The organism is Polaromonas sp. P1_E3 (assembly GCF_056405935.1).
The window spans coordinates 19021-35944 of record NZ_JBFUBD010000004.1 but is presented as its reverse complement, the minus strand read 5'-3'; the positions used below and the strand labels follow the sequence as shown (position 1 = coordinate 35944).

Annotated in this window: 16 protein-coding genes and 1 tRNA gene; 3 read left to right on the top strand and 14 right to left on the bottom strand. The window is 62.1% G+C overall.

Annotated elements, in window-relative coordinates:
• Positions 1 to 27: 27 nt before the first annotated feature.
• A complete protein-coding gene (rplQ, locus tag AC1D0Z_RS01770) occupies positions 28 to 429 on the top strand; it encodes a 50S ribosomal protein L17 (protein WP_122954335.1) in 402 nt (133 codons plus the stop codon).
• Between the two features lie 18 nt (positions 430 to 447).
• Positions 448 to 524: transfer RNA gene (locus AC1D0Z_RS01765), tRNA-Met, on the top strand.
• 179 nt (positions 525 to 703) lie between these two features.
• Here AC1D0Z_RS01765 and AC1D0Z_RS01760 read toward each other — a convergent pair.
• The 8 genes from AC1D0Z_RS01760 to AC1D0Z_RS01725 all read right to left on the bottom strand — a co-directional run bounded on the left by AC1D0Z_RS01760 (position 704) and on the right by AC1D0Z_RS01725 (position 9002).
• Positions 704 to 1099: a RidA family protein gene (locus AC1D0Z_RS01760; RefSeq protein WP_477656532.1), complete on the bottom strand. Its 396-nt coding sequence runs from the start codon at positions 1097 to 1099 to the stop codon at positions 704 to 706.
• A complete protein-coding gene (locus AC1D0Z_RS01755) occupies positions 1096 to 1536 on the bottom strand; it encodes an acyl-CoA thioesterase (protein WP_477656531.1) in 441 nt (146 codons plus the stop codon). The genes AC1D0Z_RS01760 and AC1D0Z_RS01755 overlap by 4 nt, the downstream gene beginning before the upstream one ends.
• Complete coding sequence (locus AC1D0Z_RS01750) at positions 1533 to 3200, bottom strand: benzoate-CoA ligase family protein (RefSeq protein WP_477656530.1); 1668 nt, start codon at positions 3198 to 3200, stop codon at positions 1533 to 1535. The genes AC1D0Z_RS01755 and AC1D0Z_RS01750 overlap by 4 nt, the downstream gene beginning before the upstream one ends.
• Positions 3197 to 4378, bottom strand: coding sequence for an acyl-CoA dehydrogenase family protein (locus tag AC1D0Z_RS01745; protein ID WP_477656529.1), 1182 nt, complete (start codon positions 4376 to 4378; stop codon positions 3197 to 3199). Before AC1D0Z_RS01745 ends, AC1D0Z_RS01750 begins: the two co-directional genes overlap by 4 nt.
• A 40-nt stretch (positions 4379 to 4418) precedes the next feature.
• On the bottom strand, positions 4419 to 5273 hold the full coding sequence (locus AC1D0Z_RS01740; protein WP_477656528.1) for an enoyl-CoA hydratase family protein: 855 nt from the start codon (positions 5271 to 5273) through the stop codon (positions 4419 to 4421).
• The gene (locus tag AC1D0Z_RS01735; protein WP_477656527.1) at positions 5270 to 5758 is read right to left on the bottom strand and encodes a MarR family winged helix-turn-helix transcriptional regulator; all 489 of its coding nucleotides are present in this window, start codon (positions 5756 to 5758) and stop codon (positions 5270 to 5272) included. Before AC1D0Z_RS01735 ends, AC1D0Z_RS01740 begins: the two co-directional genes overlap by 4 nt.
• A gap of 32 nt (positions 5759 to 5790) precedes the next feature.
• The gene (locus tag AC1D0Z_RS01730) at positions 5791 to 8130 is read right to left on the bottom strand and encodes a bifunctional salicylyl-CoA 5-hydroxylase/oxidoreductase (RefSeq protein WP_477656526.1); all 2340 of its coding nucleotides are present in this window, start codon (positions 8128 to 8130) and stop codon (positions 5791 to 5793) included.
• A 125-nt stretch (positions 8131 to 8255) separates the two neighbouring features.
• Positions 8256 to 9002, bottom strand: a complete 747-nt coding sequence (locus AC1D0Z_RS01725) for a 2OG-Fe dioxygenase family protein (RefSeq protein ID WP_477656525.1) — start codon at positions 9000 to 9002, stop codon at positions 8256 to 8258.
• A gap of 120 nt (positions 9003 to 9122) precedes the next feature.
• Here AC1D0Z_RS01725 and AC1D0Z_RS01720 point away from each other — a divergent pair, with 120 nt between their 5' ends.
• Positions 9123 to 9425 (top strand): DUF1840 domain-containing protein, encoded by a 303-nt coding sequence (locus tag AC1D0Z_RS01720; protein ID WP_477656524.1) that lies wholly within the window; start codon positions 9123 to 9125, stop codon positions 9423 to 9425.
• Positions 9426 to 9515: 90 nt separating this feature from the next.
• On the opposite strand, the gene AC1D0Z_RS01715 is transcribed toward AC1D0Z_RS01720, so the two are convergent.
• The 6 genes from AC1D0Z_RS01715 to AC1D0Z_RS01690 all read right to left on the bottom strand — a co-directional run bounded on the left by AC1D0Z_RS01715 (position 9516) and on the right by AC1D0Z_RS01690 (position 16856).
• On the bottom strand, positions 9516 to 10469 hold the full coding sequence (locus AC1D0Z_RS01715; RefSeq protein ID WP_477656574.1) for a Bug family tripartite tricarboxylate transporter substrate binding protein: 954 nt from the start codon (positions 10467 to 10469) through the stop codon (positions 9516 to 9518).
• 222 nt (positions 10470 to 10691) lie between these two features.
• On the bottom strand, positions 10692 to 11687 hold the full coding sequence (locus AC1D0Z_RS01710) for a tripartite tricarboxylate transporter substrate-binding protein (RefSeq protein ID WP_477656523.1): 996 nt from the start codon (positions 11685 to 11687) through the stop codon (positions 10692 to 10694).
• Positions 11688 to 11885: 198 nt separating this feature from the next.
• On the bottom strand, positions 11886 to 13145 hold the full coding sequence (locus AC1D0Z_RS01705) for a phenylacetate--CoA ligase family protein (protein ID WP_477656522.1): 1260 nt from the start codon (positions 13143 to 13145) through the stop codon (positions 11886 to 11888).
• Between the two features lie 144 nt (positions 13146 to 13289).
• Positions 13290 to 14099 (bottom strand): ABC transporter ATP-binding protein, encoded by an 810-nt coding sequence (locus AC1D0Z_RS01700; RefSeq protein ID WP_477656521.1) that lies wholly within the window; start codon positions 14097 to 14099, stop codon positions 13290 to 13292.
• A gap of 142 nt (positions 14100 to 14241) precedes the next feature.
• Positions 14242 to 15576, bottom strand: a complete 1335-nt coding sequence (locus AC1D0Z_RS01695) for an ABC transporter substrate-binding protein (protein WP_477656520.1) — start codon at positions 15574 to 15576, stop codon at positions 14242 to 14244.
• A 203-nt stretch (positions 15577 to 15779) separates the two neighbouring features.
• On the bottom strand, positions 15780 to 16856 hold the full coding sequence (locus tag AC1D0Z_RS01690; RefSeq protein WP_477656519.1) for a branched-chain amino acid ABC transporter permease: 1077 nt from the start codon (positions 16854 to 16856) through the stop codon (positions 15780 to 15782).
• Positions 16857 to 16924: the final 68 nt, after the last annotated feature.

Below are 16924 nucleotides of genomic sequence, written 5' to 3'. Positions count from 1 at the left end.
TGCCTGGATTTTAAAAAAGGAAACACCATGCGCCACGGACACGGACTACGTAAACTCAACCGCACCAGCGAGCACCGCCTCGCCATGCTGCGCAACATGATGAACTCGCTGCTGCAGCACGAAGTCATCAAGACCACTCTGCCCAAGGCCAAGGAATTGCGCCGCGTGGTCGAACCCATGATTACCCTCGGCAAAGAGCCTACCTTGGCCAACAAGCGCCTCGCGTTCGATCGCCTGCGTGATCGCGACATGGTGGTCAAGCTGTTCGCTGAGATCGGCCCACGCTACAAGGCACGCCCTGGTGGTTACACCCGCATTTTGAAGATGGGTTTCCGCGTTGGCGATAACGCGCCCATGGCATTGGTTGAACTGGTCGACCGCCCTGAGGTGTCGGAAGACACTACAGCTGACACGGCCAAGGCAGAGTAAGCTACAATACAGATATACCGCGCGGTGGAGCAGCCTGGTAGCTCGTTGGGCTCATAACCCAAAGGTCGTAAGTTCAAATCTTGCCCGCGCAACCAACACGTTAGCCTTTCAAGGCCAACAGCAAAACGCCTGCATCAAGCAGGCGTTTTGCTTTCCGGCTCATATTTACTTATGTGTATGGCTTAATCATCACCGCCAGCGATGTCGCCAGCAATCATGCACATCGCCTGCAGCCGACATGTAAGCTGCTGTTCATGCTGCGAACTCATGCGGCTCAGTCCGGCACCACAGCCGTTACCTCGATTTCAACCTGCGCACGGTCTTCAACCAGCGCCGCGACCTCCACACATGTCATGGCTGGAAAATTCTTTCCCATGACTTCGCGGTAGACTGTGCCGAGCTCCTTGAGCCGGGCCGCGTACTCGACACGGTCCACCACATACCAGGTCATGCGAACCATATGTTCAGGGCCTGCTCCACCGGCCTGAAGTACGGCCAGGATGTTCAGCAGTGCCTGGCGCGTTTGCGCAATGAAGTCGTCGCTTTCGAATTGCTGCTGCGCATTCCAGCCGATCTGGCCGCCCACAAACAGCAGGGCGCCGCGTGCAAGGATGCCGTTGGCATAGCCCTTGGGATCCGCCCATCCAGGCGGTTGCAGTTTCTTGATCATGTGTCTCCTGGGGATGTTTTTAAATAAGGTAGAAGGGCGTTGCGCATCGCCTCGGGGAACGGCAGGGCCTTGCCATGGGGGATTTCTGAAAAGACCACAACGCCATGTGCTTTCAGTTTGATGGCTCCCGCTGCGCCCGGCGAGGACGGGCTGCCCTGGATTTCGTATTGCATGCCCATGCTCGCATTGCCAAGGCGGGTTAGTTCCAACGTAATGCCCAGTGAATCGCCATGGCGGCACATGCCAAGAAATTCGACCTTTAGATCCACGATCGGTACCCCCGTGCCGCCGGCAATCAGCACATGCTCCGCAAAGCCGACATGCGCCAGAAAGTCTTCCTGCACCTCATGCAGCAGGTATAAAAGCTGAGGGTAAAAAACAATACCGGCCGGATCGCAATGATGAAACCTGACGAGCTTCTGCGCAGTGAACTTCATGATTCACGCAACTTGAATCGCTGCAGTTTTCCGGTCTCAGTGCGTGGCAGCCTTGTTACGAACTCGATCTGACGAGGGTATTTGAAAGGCGCGAGCATCGCCTTGACGTGATCTTGCAGGGTTTTGGCCGTCACTCCGTCCGCGGCCTGCCCAGGTTTGAGCACAACAAACGCCTTCACGATCATCCCGCGTTCGTCGTCGGGCAGGCCGACCACGCCGCATTCAGCCACTGCGGGGTGCTTGAGCAGGGCGTCCTCCACTTCCGGACCGGCTACGTTGTAGCCGGCGGTAATGATCATGTCATCGGCACGCGCCTGGTAAAAGAAGTAGCCGTCAGCGTCCTGCATAAAGGCATCACCCGGATAGTTCCAGCCCCCCTTTACATAATTTGCCTGGCGTGCGTCGTCAAGGTAGCGGCAGCCCGTAGGGCCCACTACAGCCAGTTTTCCCACGGTACCCCGAGGGACCTCTTGGCCGGCGTCGTCTACCACCTTCGCGGTGTAGCCCGGTACTACCTTCCCGATCGCACCGCGCCTGACATCCGATCCGGCTGCCGAGATAAAAATATGGAACATCTCGGTGGCGCCGATGCCGTCAATCATCTCGATACCGGTTGCCTCCTTCCACAGCTGCCTTGTGGCATCAGGCAGGCTTTCTCCGGCGCTCACGCACAACCGCAAGCCAGGCACACCGTGTTGTTTGGCAAAGGCCGCCATCTGCCGGTAAAACGTGGGTGCGGTGTAGCAGATGGTCGCACCCACCTGTTTGATCAGCTTGACCATGGCCTCCGGCGTGTAGGCTATGGAAGGGTAATAGACCGAGGCACCGGCCCACATCGGAAAAATCAGCATGCCGCCCAGGCCGAAAGTGAAGGCCAACGGCGGTGAGCCGATCACAATGTCGTCCGGCCTGGCCTTGAGCACGTGGCGTGGCCAGGCTTCGCAAGCTGCAAGTACGTCCCGGTGCGTGTGCACTGCAGCCTTGGGCTTGCCTGTGGTGCCCGAGGTGAAGGCCATCAGGGCGATGTCATCGGCGGCCACCGGGCAGGGTGTGAACTTGCCGTCCTTCTGCGCCGACAGCACCGCGAGCGAGCCCGGCGCGTCCATCAGGTTAAAGGGCACGATGGTGGGCAGCGTATTGCTTTGCGCCTGTGCCACCTGCAACTCCTCCAGCAGGCAGGCGTCACACAAGGCCAGCGCGGGCCTGGCTTTCTCGATGATCTCGCCCAGCTCCTTGGCGCGTAGCAGCGGCATGGTGGCCACAGCTACCAGCCCGGCCTGCACGACGCCCAGCCAGGCCAGCGCCATGCCGATGGAGTTGCCGCCGCGCAGCAGCACCCGGTTGCCTGGCTTCAGGCTGAAGTCTTCCGTCAGCACCTGCGCGATGCGGTTCACGCGATCCAGCGCCTCGGCATAACTCAGAGTGATCGTGTCGGAGCGCAGCAGCGGTTTGTCGCCATGCCCCTCCCTAAAAGCCTTGTGAAACAGGCTCTGTACAAGGTTGGCGCGCGGCGGAATGCACAGCTCGGGCAGTGAATACACCATACGTGGCAGCTGCTCAGGCGGCGGAAGCCGGTCGTGCACAAAGCGATCCTGCTGCGCGGAGGACGCCGCGGGAGCCGTTTCGGTGAACGGGAGATCGGGGTCGGAGACAGAGGTGCTCATGATTGCAGTACGGCCTTTCCGATGATGAGTTGCTGCACTTCGGTCGCGCCTTCGTAAATACGCAACGAGCGTATGTCGCGGTACAGGCTTTCCACCTTGGTTCCCACTTTCACGCCAAGTCCCCCGTGCATCTGAAGCGCCATGTCAATGACCCTCTGGGCGTTCTCGGTAGCCGCCATCTTGGCCATGGCCGCCTCGGCGGTGACACGCGCGCCGCTGCCCAGGCGTTCGCTCTCGTCGCGCATCCAGGCGGCTCGGTAGGTCAGCAGCGCGGCGGCATCGATCAACGACGCCATCTCGCCGAGCTTGGCCTGCGTGAGCTGGAAGTCGGCCAGCGTCTGGCCAAACATCTTTCGCTCTTTGGAGAAGCGGACCGCCTCGGCCAGCGCGCGGCGCGCCATGCCCAGCGCGGCAGCGGCCACGGAGGCGCGGAAAATGTCCAGCGTCTGCATCGCCAGCTTGAATCCGCCGTGCAGCGCGCCCAGCTGCGCTTCCCGCGGTAGTTTGCAGTGGCTGAATTTCAGTGTGGCCAGCGGGTGCGGCGCCATGACGGCGATGTGTTCGCTGCTGTCCAGGCCTTTGCTCTCCGCGTCGACGATGAAAGCCGTGATGCCGCGCGTGCCGGCCTGCGGATCCGTCTTGGCGAAGGTCACGTAGAAATCTGCGATGTCGCCATTGCTGATCCATGTCTTGCTGCCGTTCAAGGTCCAGCCGTCACCCGTATCTGTGGCGGAAGTCGCCATGGCGCCGGCGTCCGATCCCGCATCCGGCTCACTCAGGGCAAAGGCCGCGATCTTTTTACCGCTGGCCACCCCTGGCAGGTACGCCACCTGCTGCGCCGGTGTGCCCGCCAGGGTGATGGCTCCGCTACCCAGCCCCTGCATCGCAAACGCGAAATCTGCCAGCGGCGAATGAAAAGCCAGCGTCTCCCGCAGAATGACCAATGCGCGCGAGTCCAGCTTTTCGAGCGTGCCGCCCAAGGCACCGTCTTTGCCTGCCGGCACGCAGTAACGCAACCAGCCGTGGGCGCCAAGCAGTGCGACCCACTCCTTGCAGGCCCGGCGGTCGTCGCTTTCGTCGACGTGCTGCTGCGGCGTCCAGTCGGCCAGGCGCTGGCCCAGCTCACGGTGAACCTCGTCAAAAAAAGGCAGCGCCAGATGGGCGGTAGTCGATCTCATGCGTAAACATCCTTCCTTGCAGGTGAGGTAGCCGCCCCGGTCAATCGCCGCGGAACACCGGTTTTTGCCGAGCCGAAAAAGCCTCGTAAGCGCGTGTGAAATCTTGCGTCTGCATGCAGATGGCCTGGGCCTGCGCCTCGGCCTCTATGGCCTGGTCCAGCGTCATGGCCCATTCCTGGTGAAGCATGGTCTTGGTCATGCCGTGTGCAAAGGTCGGGCCGTCGGCCAGCTCCTGCGCCAGCTTTTGCGCCTGTGCCAGCACATCCTGCGGCTCGTGCAGTGCGTTGAAGAAACCCCACTGCAGGCCTTCCTGTGCGCTCATGGCCCTGCCGGTGAAGAGCAACTCCGACGCGCGCCCCTGGCCGATCAGGCGCGGCAGCAACGCGCAGGCGCCCATGTCGGCGCCGGCCAGCCCCACGCGGGTGAAAAGGAAGGCCGTCTTGGCCTGGGCCGTGCCCAGCCGCATGTCGGCCGCCAGCGCCATCATGGCACCGGCCCCTGCACAAATGCCGTCAATGGCCGCGATGATGGGTTGTGGGCAAAGGCGCATGGCCTTGATCAGGTCGCCTGTCATGCGGGTGAACTCGAGGAGTTCGGGCATGGTCATTTTTGTCAGCGGACCGATGATTTCGTGGACGTCACCGCCCGAGCAGAAATTGCCGCCCGCCCCGGTAATGACCACGGCCTTCACGTCCGTGGCCGTATTCAAAGTGCGAAACAGGTCGCGCAGCTCGGCGTAGGAGTCAAACGTCAGCGGATTCTTGCGTTCAGGCCGGTTCAGCGTCAACGTCGCGACGCCGGCGTCGAAGGAATAGGCGAAATGTTCCGCCTGGTGATGGGCAAGCGCGTCAAACTGCGCATGCATGGGATTGGCCAGGCCGATGTAGTGCTTCATGTTGTTTCCAGTTTGCTGTCAGCCAGCAGTGCGTTGTGGTGTTGCTTGACCTTGCCCAGCAGCTTGTGCAGCGATTCGACCTCGCGCGGGGACAAAGCTTCAAAGGCGGCGACGATCYAGGCTTCATGTTGGTTCGCCATTTCGTCAAACAGCTTGCGACCGCGTGCCGTCAGGCGAACCCTGTAGGCGCGGCGGTCGCCCTCGACATCCACGCGCTCCACCAAGCCTTCGGCCACCAGCTGGTCGGTAATGCCGGTCACGTTTCCGCCAGTCACCATCATGCGGCGCGACAGCTCGTTCATCTTCAGCCCTTCCGGACTGCGTTCAAGTTGCGCCATCAGGTCAAAGCGCGGCAGGGTGGTGTCGAACTGCTCGCGCAACTGCGTGCGCACCTGCTTTTCGACCAGCTGCGTGCAGGTCAGCATGCGCAGCCAGAGCCGCAGGGCCTCGGGGTGTTCGCTGTGGCCTCTTGCTTCCATATCCATGGTGTGCTCCTGGTGGTCTCAATTGGTGCTATCTATTTGATAGCTGCTTGCGCACGTTCTTCCTGGGCTGCAAGCTCTTTTTGCTTCGAAAGTTCACGGTAAAGCTGGTCGCGGCCGCTCAGGTAGGGTTTGGGCCAATCCACATGCCGGCTTTGCAGCCTGGCGGCCTCGTGCAGCGTCCAGGCCGGGTCAGCCAGGTGCGGGCGGGCAATCGCGCATAGGTCCGCGCGCCCTGCGGCGATGATGCTGTTGACATGATCAACTTCCGAGATTGCACCGACGGCAATGGTCTGGATGCCCACCTCGTTGCGGATGCGGTCGGCAAACGGCGTCTGATACATGCGGCCGTAAACCGGCTTGGCCGCTCGCGTCGTCTGGCCCGACGACACGTCGATGAAGTCGCAGCCTGCAGCCTTGAACATGCGCGCAATCGCAACGGCGTCGTCGGCCGTGTTGCCGCCTGGCGCCCAGTCGTGCGCCGAGATCCGCACGCTCATAGGCAGATGGGCGGGCCAGACTTCGCGCATGGCAGTAAATACCTCGAGCGGAAAGCGGCAGCGGTTTTCCAGGCTGCCGCCGTAGTCGTCCGTGCGCTGGTTGGTCAGCGGCGTGATAAAGCTTGAGAGCAGGTAGCCATGGGCACAGTGCAACTCCAGCCAGTCAAAACCAGCTTCGGCCGCGTAGCGGGCGGACTGCACGAACTCGGCCTTGACGCGGTCCATGTCGGCGCGCGTCATGGCTTTCGGTGTCTGGTTGGTCGGGCCGTAAGCCACCGCGCTGGCCGCCAGCAGCGGCCAATTGCCGGTTGCGAGCGGCTCGTCAGGTTGTTCCCAGCCGACCTGCGTAGAGCCTTTGGGGCCGCTGTGACCCAGCTGCATGCCGATCTTGGCGCCGGCGCCCGAGACGTGCACAAAATCCACAATGCGTTTGAAGGCCTTGGCCTGCGTCTCGTTCCAAAGACCCGGGCAGCCGGGCGTGATGCGACCCTCTGCACACGGCGCGGTCATCTCGACAAATACCAGCGCAGCGCCGCCCAGTGCGCGCGCGCCCAGGTGCACCAGGTGAAAGTCTTGCGGAACGCCGTCAACCGCGCTGTATGTGGCCATGGGTGAGACGACGATGCGGTTCTTCAGTGAAAGCTCGCGCACCTTGAGCGGCAGCAGCATGGGCGGGGGCGCGGGCTTGTTGTCGGCCTGGCGCGCCAGCCACTGCTCATAGCCCTGCAGCCACGCGGCATCGCGTACGCGCAGGTTCTCATGGCTGATGCGTTGCGAGCGCGTGAGCAGCGAGTAAAAGAACTGCTCGGCTTCCATGCCGCTGTAGCGGTCCACGTTCTCAAACCATTCGGTTGAGTTGCGCGCTGCATTCTGTATCTTCAACACCTCCACCGAGCGAAGGGCTTCATAGGTTTCGAGCGCCGCAGCGGCATCACCGTGCTGCGCAAAACAGTTGGCCAATTCAATCGCGTCTTCCAGCGCCAGCTTGGTCCCGCTGCCGATCGAGAAATGCGCCGTGTGCGCTGCATCGCCCATCAGCACGATCGGCACCCGTTTGCCGTTGATGGAAGCCTCGTGAACCCACCGCTCGCACACCACGCGCGGAAAGCGAATCCAGATCGCCGAGCCGCGCACGTGCGTGGCGTTGTTCATCAGCGCATTGCCGTCCAGGTATTTGGCAAACAGGCGCTCACAGAATGCGATGCCCTCCTCCTGGCTCATCTGGTCCAGTCCGTGGGCCTTCCAGACGGCTTCGGGCGTCTCGACGATGAAAGTCGAAGTGTTCTCGTCAAACTTGTAGGCGTGTGCGGCAAACCAGCCGTGTTCGGTCTGCTCAAACGCGAAGGTGAAGGCATCAAAGGTTTTATGCGTTCCCAGCCAGACAAAGCGGCAGGCGCGCAACTCCACGTCGGGCTTGAAGGTTTCCGCATAGCGGTTGCGGATGCGGCTGTTCAGGCCGTCGCTGGCAATCACCACGTCGGCGTTGTACTGCGCAGCAATCGCCTGGTCGTCCTGCACATCGGTTTCAAAGACCAGGTCAACATCCAGCGCGATACAGCGCTCCTGCAGGATATTGAGCAGGCGCTTGCGGCCAATGCCACAAAACCCGTGGCCGCCCGAACGCACGGAGCGGCCCTTGAAGAACACTTCCACGTCATCCCAGTGGTTGAACGCATCGCCGATCAGCTGCGCGCTCACTGGGTCGGCCACGCGCAGGTTGCCCAGCGTCTGGTCGGACAGCACCACACCCCAGCCGAAGGTGTCAAAAGGCCGGTTGCGCTCAACCACCGTCACCTGGTGGGCCGGGTTCTGCAGCTTCATCAGCAGGGCGAAATACAAGCCTGCGGGACCACCGCCCAGGCAAAGAATGTGCATGAATGCGTACTCTCTGGATTAATTCAACCTTAATTGTTTAGGTTTAAAGTAAATCCGTCAAGCGGGTTTTCCGGCGTTTTTCGCAACACCGGGAAACGGGTGTTACCCCGGCCAACACGCCTATTTCAGGGGGCCTGAAAGCCGGCTGCCCGGTAAGTGAGCACCAGCGTGTCCCGAAAACCGCCGCCGGCGCTGCCATCGACCGGCAGGATGGGCGTCGTTTCATGAATGACCCGGGCATCGTCCAGCAGCAGGGCGGTCAGGGGCTCCTGCATGACAAAGCGCACGCCGTGCGGGCCATTGGCATCAAAAACACGGGTTTCGCCGCCTTTGACGCCATGCCGCGCCACCATCATCACCACCACAAAGTCCACGCCGTCACGGTGTGCGCCTTCGGGCGTGGGCCGGCCCACACCGCCTTCGGTGTCAATGCGGAACTGATGCGCTTCAATATGCCAGCGCGTAGCTGGCTGTACTTGCGCAAAAAGCCGCCCCAGCGCGGCCAGCAAATCTGTCCACGCTGCAGCAGTGGACACGGCCGGTTCCACCGGATCAAACCAGCGTTCAAAACCACCGTGCAGGGCGTTGTAGTCGGTTGGTTGCCAGTGCGCGCGGTGTGGGGTCTGCATGAGCGCGCCCGTTGCCAGTTCCTGGATGAAGCAGGCATGGCGGCGTTTGCGGTAGTGCCCGCCGTCCTTCAGGTGTGCATCCGGCGGCAGGCGGTCCCAAGAGGCGGTCAGCGCATTCCAGCCCGGTGCCCAGGCGGCGCCGAGTTCCAGCGTGGCCGTCAGCTCGGCCGGTTTGAGCAGGCTCAGGCCGTCCTGGCTAAGCGCCTGGCGGGCCGACTTGGGGACAGTGGCGATATTGAACATAGGCCGCTATTTTGCTTGAGCCGTGCGGCCGGACCGGGCCCCCAGGAAGTGAAGCCTGCCTACATACACACACTTCAAAACTTTCCATAATGGCTTGTCTATCCAACTTGAGGAGTCACCATGCTTTACAAATTCAAATCAAAAGACGCCGGCGACGTGATCATGCTCGAAGCCAACGGCCGCAAGGTCCTCGAAATCATCGGTAAAGAACCGGCTGCCAAAGGCATCATCCTGCCCGAACAGATGCCGGCGGCCATTGCGGCGCTCAAGGACGCGATTGCCCACGAAGAAGCCCACGACGCCAATGCCGAGGACGGCGTCGTCCCCGGTGACGGTCTGGGCCTGCGCCAGCGCGCCATGCCCTTTATTGACATGCTCCAGCGCAACCTGAAGTCGGGGCATGAGGTGGTCTGGGGCGTCTGACTGCTGCAAGCGCATTCGCCGTCCATAAGAAAAGCCCTGTTAACAGGGCTTTCTTGACCGCTAGGGCTGGTTGATCTGCTCCTGGCGCGCCTAGTCGACCTTGGCCCCCGAGGCCTTCACCACCTGCGCCCATTTCTTGTGTTCGGCATTGATGAAAGCAGTGAATTGCTGGGGCGTATTGCCACTCGGAATGGCACCCTGTGCAAGCAGCTTCTCTTTCATCGCCGGCGTGCCCAGGGCTTTCGCGGCTTCCTGCTGGATGCGATTGACGATGTCTGCCGGTGTGCCCGCCGGTGCCAGCAGGCCGAACCATGAACTGGCATCAAAGCCTTTCATTGCAGGGCCGCCAGCTTGCTCAATGGTGGGAATGTCAGGCAATGCGGCCGAACGCTCCGAGCTGGTCACGGCCAGTGCCTTGAGCTTGCCGGACTTGATGAGCTGCATGGAAGACGGCAGGTTGTCGAACATCACATCCATGTCGCCACCCACCAGCGCCAACAGCGCAGGGCCCGAGCCACTGTAGGGGAAATGGGTCATGTAAGTGCCGCTCATGGTCTTGAACAGTTCTCCCGCCAGGTGAATGGATGTGCCATTGCCGCTGGAGGCCATGTTGAAAGTGCCGGGCTTGGCTTTGGCCGCGCGTATGAAATCCGTGACGTTGTTGATCCCTGCGGCTTTGGCCTTTTCGGCATTCACCACCATCACGTTGGGTACGCCCGCTACCAGCGTGATGGGCGCGAAGTCCTTCTGCGGGTCGTAGGCCATCTTGCTGTACAGCGACTTGTTGATGCCGTGCGTGCCGACGGTTCCCATCAGCAGGGTGTAGCCGTCGGGCGCCGACTTGGCCACCACATCAGCGCCTATATTGCCGCCGGCACCGGCGCGGTTCTCCACCACAAAGGACTGGCCGAATGCCTTGGAGAGCTCTGGCGCCATGGCGCGCGCCAGGATGTCGGTGGTACCTCCAGGTGCGAAGGGCACGACGATTTTGACGGGCCTGGCAGGCCAGCCGGCGCTTTGTGCCCATGCCGAGGGCGAGGCCATGAAGGTTGCGATGGCGGTCAGTGCGGTTGCCAGGAAGGCGCCGTAACGACGGGAAAGAATGGGGTTTTTGTTCAAGGGGGTCTCCAGGGGATGGCGCACGGGCCGGGCGAACCACATGAAGATAGCGTGCAGAGGCTGGCGCTTCAAGGGGGTTAAACCCGGCGGGCATGAAAAAAGCCGCCCGGCGCGAACCGGGCGGCTGGCAGTCAAACGGTCAACGGATCAGTCGGCGAACTTGCCGGCGGCATCGATCACGGGCTTGAGTTTGTTGATTTCCGCGGAGACGAATGCTTTGTGGGCGGCAGGCTCCACACGCTTGTCGGTCACCACCACGGCGCCCAGGCCTTCCTGCTTCTTGATGAAGTCGGGGTCCTTGAGCGCCACCTTCAGGGCGTTGTTGAGCTGGGTCATGACGGCCGCGGGCGTTCCCTTGGGTGCGTACATGCCGTGCCAGATGGTCAGGTCAAAGTTTTTGAGCCCCATTTCCTGCAGCGTCGGGTAGTCCTTGAGCAGCTTGTTGTTCTTCAGCGGCTTGGCGGTGGTCACGGCAAAGGCCTTGACCCGGCCGGCTTCAATCTGGCCCGTGGTGTTGGTGGTCTGGTCGCACATCATGTCGACCTGCCCGCCAACCAGCGCATTCATGGCCGGCGCGGTGCCGCCAAAGGGAATGGTCGTCATCGCGTCTTTGGCATTGATGGCTGCCTGCCACATCAGGCCGCACAAGTGCGATGCCGAACCCAGCCCCGCGTGGGCGATGTTGAGTTTGCCGGCATTGGCGCGAATGTAATTTTCGAAATCGCGGTAGTTGTTGGCCGGCAGTTGTGGTTTGCCAATGATGGTCATCGGCACTTCGTTGATCATCCCCAGGAACTCGAAATCGTCCAGCACCTTGTAGGGCAGCTTGCGGTAGAGGGCCGGCGCCGCCGCCATGCCGATGTGGTGCACCAGCAGCGTGTGGCCGTCGGGTGTTGCGCGGGCGACCTTGGCCGCACCGATGGTGCCGCCGGCACCGTTGACGTTTTCCACCACGAAGTTGGCGCTGCCGCCCATGGCTTTGCGCATGGCTTCAGCCAGATCGCGCGCCACACGGTCGGTCGGGCCGCCGGCCGCGAACGGGACCACAAGAGTGACGGGCTTGGAGCCGGGGAAGGCAGGGGCTTGCGCATACGCAGCAAACATGGCCGTTGCAGCGGCGGCGAGGACTAACAGGCGTTTCATGGGCGTCTCCTTTAATGAACGCGCCAAGTTTACGGTCCCCTTACTGCGCAAACATCGCGGGAACTACGTAAGGGCAAGCCCCCGGTCAGAGTGGCTAGGCGTTCAAGCCAGCAGGGGCCGCGGAACCGGCTTCGCCGGGCCGCAGGCGCAGCGCCCCCTCGGGGGGCAGCGCAGTACGCGAAGCGACAAGCGTGGGGGCTATTTATAGCTCCGGGCGTCCTCAATAACCTTTCCGTCGTTGGGGAGACTTCCCGGCGCCACCAGCTGTACGGTTCCCCGCAGCTTGGTGACATCGCGAATGGCGTCGCCGATACGCTGGTCAAGGCCTTGCTGGGCAGACGCAGTTTCGACCTGAAAGTGCATGCTGTCGTTCGCCATCTCTCCGCTGACCACCAGTCTGGCCTTGATGACTTCCGGAAAGCGCCGGGCAATGTCGGCAACCTGCCCGGGGTGCACAAACATCCCGCGGACTTTGACGGTCTGGTCGGCCCTTCCCATCCAGCCCTTGATGCGCGCATTGGTACGCCCCGTCGGGCAGGTGCCGGGCAGCATTGCCGAAAGGTCGCCTGTGCCGAAGCGAATCAACGGGTAGCCGGGATTCAGCGTCGTGACCACCAGTTCTCCCACTTCACCCTCAGCCACCGGGTCGCCCGTTCCCGGACGAACGATTTCCACGATCACGCCTTCATCCAGAACCAGGCCTTCCCGCGCTTCGGTTTCATAGGCAATCAGGCCCAGGTCGGCCGAGGCATAACACTGGTAAGCGGTAATGCCGCGCTCACCGAGCCAGTCCCGAAGGCTGGGGGGAAACGCCTCGCCTGAAACCAGGGCACGCGTCACGGTCGGCAGTTCCACCTTCATTTCGGCGGCCTTCTCCATGATGATTTTCAGAAAGCTCGGTGTGCCGATGTAGCCGGCCGGCCTGAGTTCCGCCATGGCGTGTACCTGCTGCTCCGTCTGGCCGGTGCCGCCCGGGAAAACAGTGCAACCGAGGGCATGCGCGCCGGTTTCCATCATGGAGCCCGCCGGTACGAAGTGGTAGCTGAAACTGTTGTGAATCAGCTGGCCGGCGCGAAAGCCCGCGGCATACAGGGCCCGGGCCATGCGCCAGTAGTCCTTGCGCTTGCCGCCGGGCTCGTAAATGGTGCCGGGGCTGGCAAAAACATGGGGCATGTGCGCGCCGTAGCGCAAGGCGCTGAAGCCACCAAATGCATTGCCATTGCCTCCGGGCGCGCGTTCGGCCTGCTGGCGTTCAAGCAATTCGTGCTTGCGCGTGACCGGCAATCGCGCCAGTTCCGCGCGCGACGTGATGGCCTGCGCGTCAACGTCTTTCAGGATGGCCGTGAATGCGGGGGCCCGGGTCTTGGCATGGGCAATCTGCTGCGGCAAGGCCATCAGCAGCGCTGCCTCGCGTTCCGAAGGGCTTCGCACTTCCAGTGCGTCGTAGTGTGTTGTCATTCGCGATCTTCCAAATCCTGTCAATACCTCAGTGCGATACGGAGACTTCAAGCCAGCAGGGGCCGCGGAACCGGCTTCGCCGGGCCGCAGGCGCAGCGCCCCCTCGGGGGGCAGCGACCCGCGCAGCGGCGGAGCGTGGGGGCCCTAAGCCAGCCACCGTTTGCGCCGCTTGTAGCTCTTCACATCCTTGAAGCTCTTGCGCTCTCCGCCGCCCACACCGAGATAGAACTCTTTCACGTCTTCGTTGTTGGCCAGTTCGTTCGCCGCGCCGTCCATCACCACGCGGCCGCTTTCCATGATGTAGCCGTAGTCGGCGTACTTGAGCGCCATGTTGGTGTTCTGCTCGGCCAGCAAGAAGGTGACCTGCTCCTTCTGGTTCAGGTCTTTCACGATGTTGAACACTTCCTCGACGATCTGCGGCGCAAGGCCCATGGAAGGCTCGTCCAGCAGCACCATGGAAGGGTTGGCCATGAGCGCGCGGCCGATGGCGCACATCTGCTGCTCGCCACCCGACGTATACGCCGCCTGTGAAGTGCGGCGTGTTTTCAGGCGCGGAAAGTAGTTGTAGACCTTCTCCAGGTTGGCTGCCACCTCGGCCTTGCTGTTGCGCGTGTAGGCGCCGGTCAGCAGGTTTTCCTCGATGGTCAGGTGGGCAAAGCAATGGCGCCCCTCCATCACCTGCACCACGCCGCGCTGCACGAGGTCCGCCGGCGAGAGGTTTTCAATGCGCTCGCCGCGCAGCTCAATGGAGCCCTTGGTCACCTCCCCGCGCTCGCCCTTGAGCAGGTTGGAAATGGCGCGCAGCGTGGTCGTCTTGCCTGCGCCGTTGCCGCCCAGGATGGCCACGATGCGGCCCTGCGGGACCTGCAGCGAGACGCCCTTGAGCACCAGGATCACGTGGTTGTAGATAACCTCGATGCCGTTGACGTTGAGAACGATGTTGGGTGTGTCCATATTTTTTCCTGACCAATTGGAAAGCCTGCGTGCAGGCCTTCCAATTGGCGGCTCGCGAGAGCCGCGCCCCTCCCGCCTGGCGGGAGGGGTTGGGGTGGGGTGCCGTCAGTACCTGGCAAAGCCAGTCTGAGCGCTACGCCGCTCAAGACTGGCAGTCGGCGGGTGTGCGTGCTGTCAGTTTTTTCTCTGTTGCGTATTTGGCAGCGGTGGACTTGACCAGGGGCTTGATCACCTGCTCGTCAGCCTGCAGCCAGTCGGAAGTGAACTTCCACTCCTTGCCGTCCCAAGTGTGGATTCGCGCCCATGCTGAGCCCATGTGGTCGGTGCAGGAGGTGCTGATAGGCCGCATCACGCCGGCAAAACCCAACGCGTCCAGCTTGGCCTGCGTCAGGTTCAGGTTTTCCAGGCCCCAGCGGACTTGCTCGCCGGTCATGATTTTCCCCTTGCCGAAACGGTCTTGGGCGGAGCGCAGGCCTTCCACGCCGAGCATGGCGCTCATGGCGCCGCGCATGTAGAGCACCTGGCCGACTTCTTCCTTGGGGCCCGTGCCCTGGCCCTTGCCGTGCACCAGGGCCATGACATCCTTGACCAGCTTGGAGTTCGGCTCGGCACCGTGCTGCATGGTCACGGCGTTGTAGCCTTTGGCGCCTTCAGCCACGTCTTTCACGTCAGGCTCGGCACCGGCCCACCACACGCCGTACATCTTTTCGCGCGGATAGCCGGTGGCCTGCGCTTCCTTGATGGCCGTGGTGTTCATGATGCCCCAGCCCCACAGCGCCACGTAGTCGGGACGCGATTGGCGGACCTGCAGCCAGGTGGCTTTTTGCTCAACGCCGGGTGCGGTGACAGGCAGCAGTTGCAGCGTAAAGCCGTGCATGGCGGCGCGTTCCTGCATCAGCGGAATCGGCTCCTTGCCGAACGGTGAGTCGTGGTAGACCAGCGCGATGCGCTTGCCCTTGAGCTTGTCGAAGCCGCCTTCCTTCTTGGCAATGGCCTGGAGGATGGCGTCGGCGGCAACCCAGTAGGTGCCGGCAATCGGGAAGTTCCATTTGAAGATGGAGCCGTCGGCGCTTTCGCTGCGGCCATAGCCAACAGTCACCACCGGGATTTTGTCGACGGGAGCTTTCTCGGTGATGGCAAACGTGGCGCCGGTCGACAACGGCTGCACCAGCGTGGCGCCACCGTTTTTGCTCTTCAGGCGCTCATAGCATTCGACGCTGCGTGCGGTGTCATAGCCGGTTTCGCACTCTTCAAACGAAATCTTCACGCCGTTGATGCCGCCGCGCGCGTTGACCAGCTTGAGGTAGTCGACATAGCCGTTGGCCCAGGGTACGCCGTTGGGCGCATAGGGGCCGGTGCGGTAAGACAGCACCGGAAAGAATTGCTCTTTGGCCTGGGCGAATGCGCTGGTCGCCACGAGGGACGAAGCGCCGGTGGCGAGGATTGCCACCGCCAACATCACGTTACGAATCTTCATTGTTGTCTCCTGGAAAAATTTATAAACACCCTGAAAAACTGACACCTCAGTAAACGACCTAACAACGGACACCGCAATGGTGATTTCGAGCAGAAGCTCCATGCCAGCCGGGGCCGCGGAACCGGCTTTGCCGGGCCGCAGGCGCAGCGGCCCCCTTGGGGGGCAGCGCAGTACACGAAGTGACAAGCGTGGGGGCCATATCTTCAGTGGGGGAATGGCCATAGCCGCAATTTCTGTTTTCCAACGGCCCAGAGCTTGGCCAGGCCGTGCGGCTCGACAATCAGGAACCACACGATCAGGCCGCCAAAAATCATCAGCTCCGCGTGCGAGATACCCGCCGTGGAGATCGAAATACCCAGCCAGCCCGCCAGCACCGGCAGCAGCTGGCTCAGCACAATCGGCAGCACCACGATGAAGGCCGCGCCGAAGAAGCTGCCCATGATGGCGCCCATGCCGCCGATGATCACCATGAACAGCAGGCGGAAGGAGTAGTCGACCGAGAAGGCCGCCGGCTCCCAGGCGCCTAGGTAGATAAAGGCCCACAGGCCGCCGGCAATGCCGATGATGAAAGAGCTGACCGCGAAGGCGCTGAGCTTGGCGTACATCGGCCGTATGCCGATCACCGCGGCCGCCACGTCCATGTCGCGAATCGCCATCCACTCACGGCCGATGGCGCTGCGCACCAGGTTTTTGGCCAGCAGGGTGATCACCACCACGATGGCCAGGCAGAACAGGTATTTGCTCAGCGCGCTTTCAATCGGCAGGCCGAAGACCTGCAGGTTGGACACCGACACGGAACCTGAAGGCGTGTCCATCGTGAACCACTTGACGCGCAGGAACATCCAGTCGCTGAAGAACTGCGCGGCCAGCGTCGTCACCGCCAGGTACAAACCCTTCACGCGCAGGCTGGGCAGGCCGAACAAAATGCCGAAGAGCATGGAACACAGACCGCCCAGAATCAGCGCAGGAATCAATGGCATGCCGGGAATGCGCACAAAGAAGTTGTAGGCGCCGTAAGCGCCTACCGCCATGAAGGCGCCCGAGCCCAGCGAGATCTGTCCGCAGTAGCCGACCAGGATGTTTACGCCGACAGCAGCCAGCGAAAAGATCAGGAACGGGATCAGGATGGCGCGAAACAGGTAGTCGCTGGCCAGCAACGGCACGACAACGAAGGCGAACGCCAGCAGCAGACCGATGGCGATGCGGTCTTGCAGGATCGGGAAGATCTGCTGGTCCGCCCGGTAGTTGGTTTTGAACTGGCCGTTTTCTCTGTAAAACATATTAGTGCGTCACCGTTAGATCGCAATGGAAGAGGTAGTGGGCTGGGTCGGCCGCCGCGCCGGGCCGC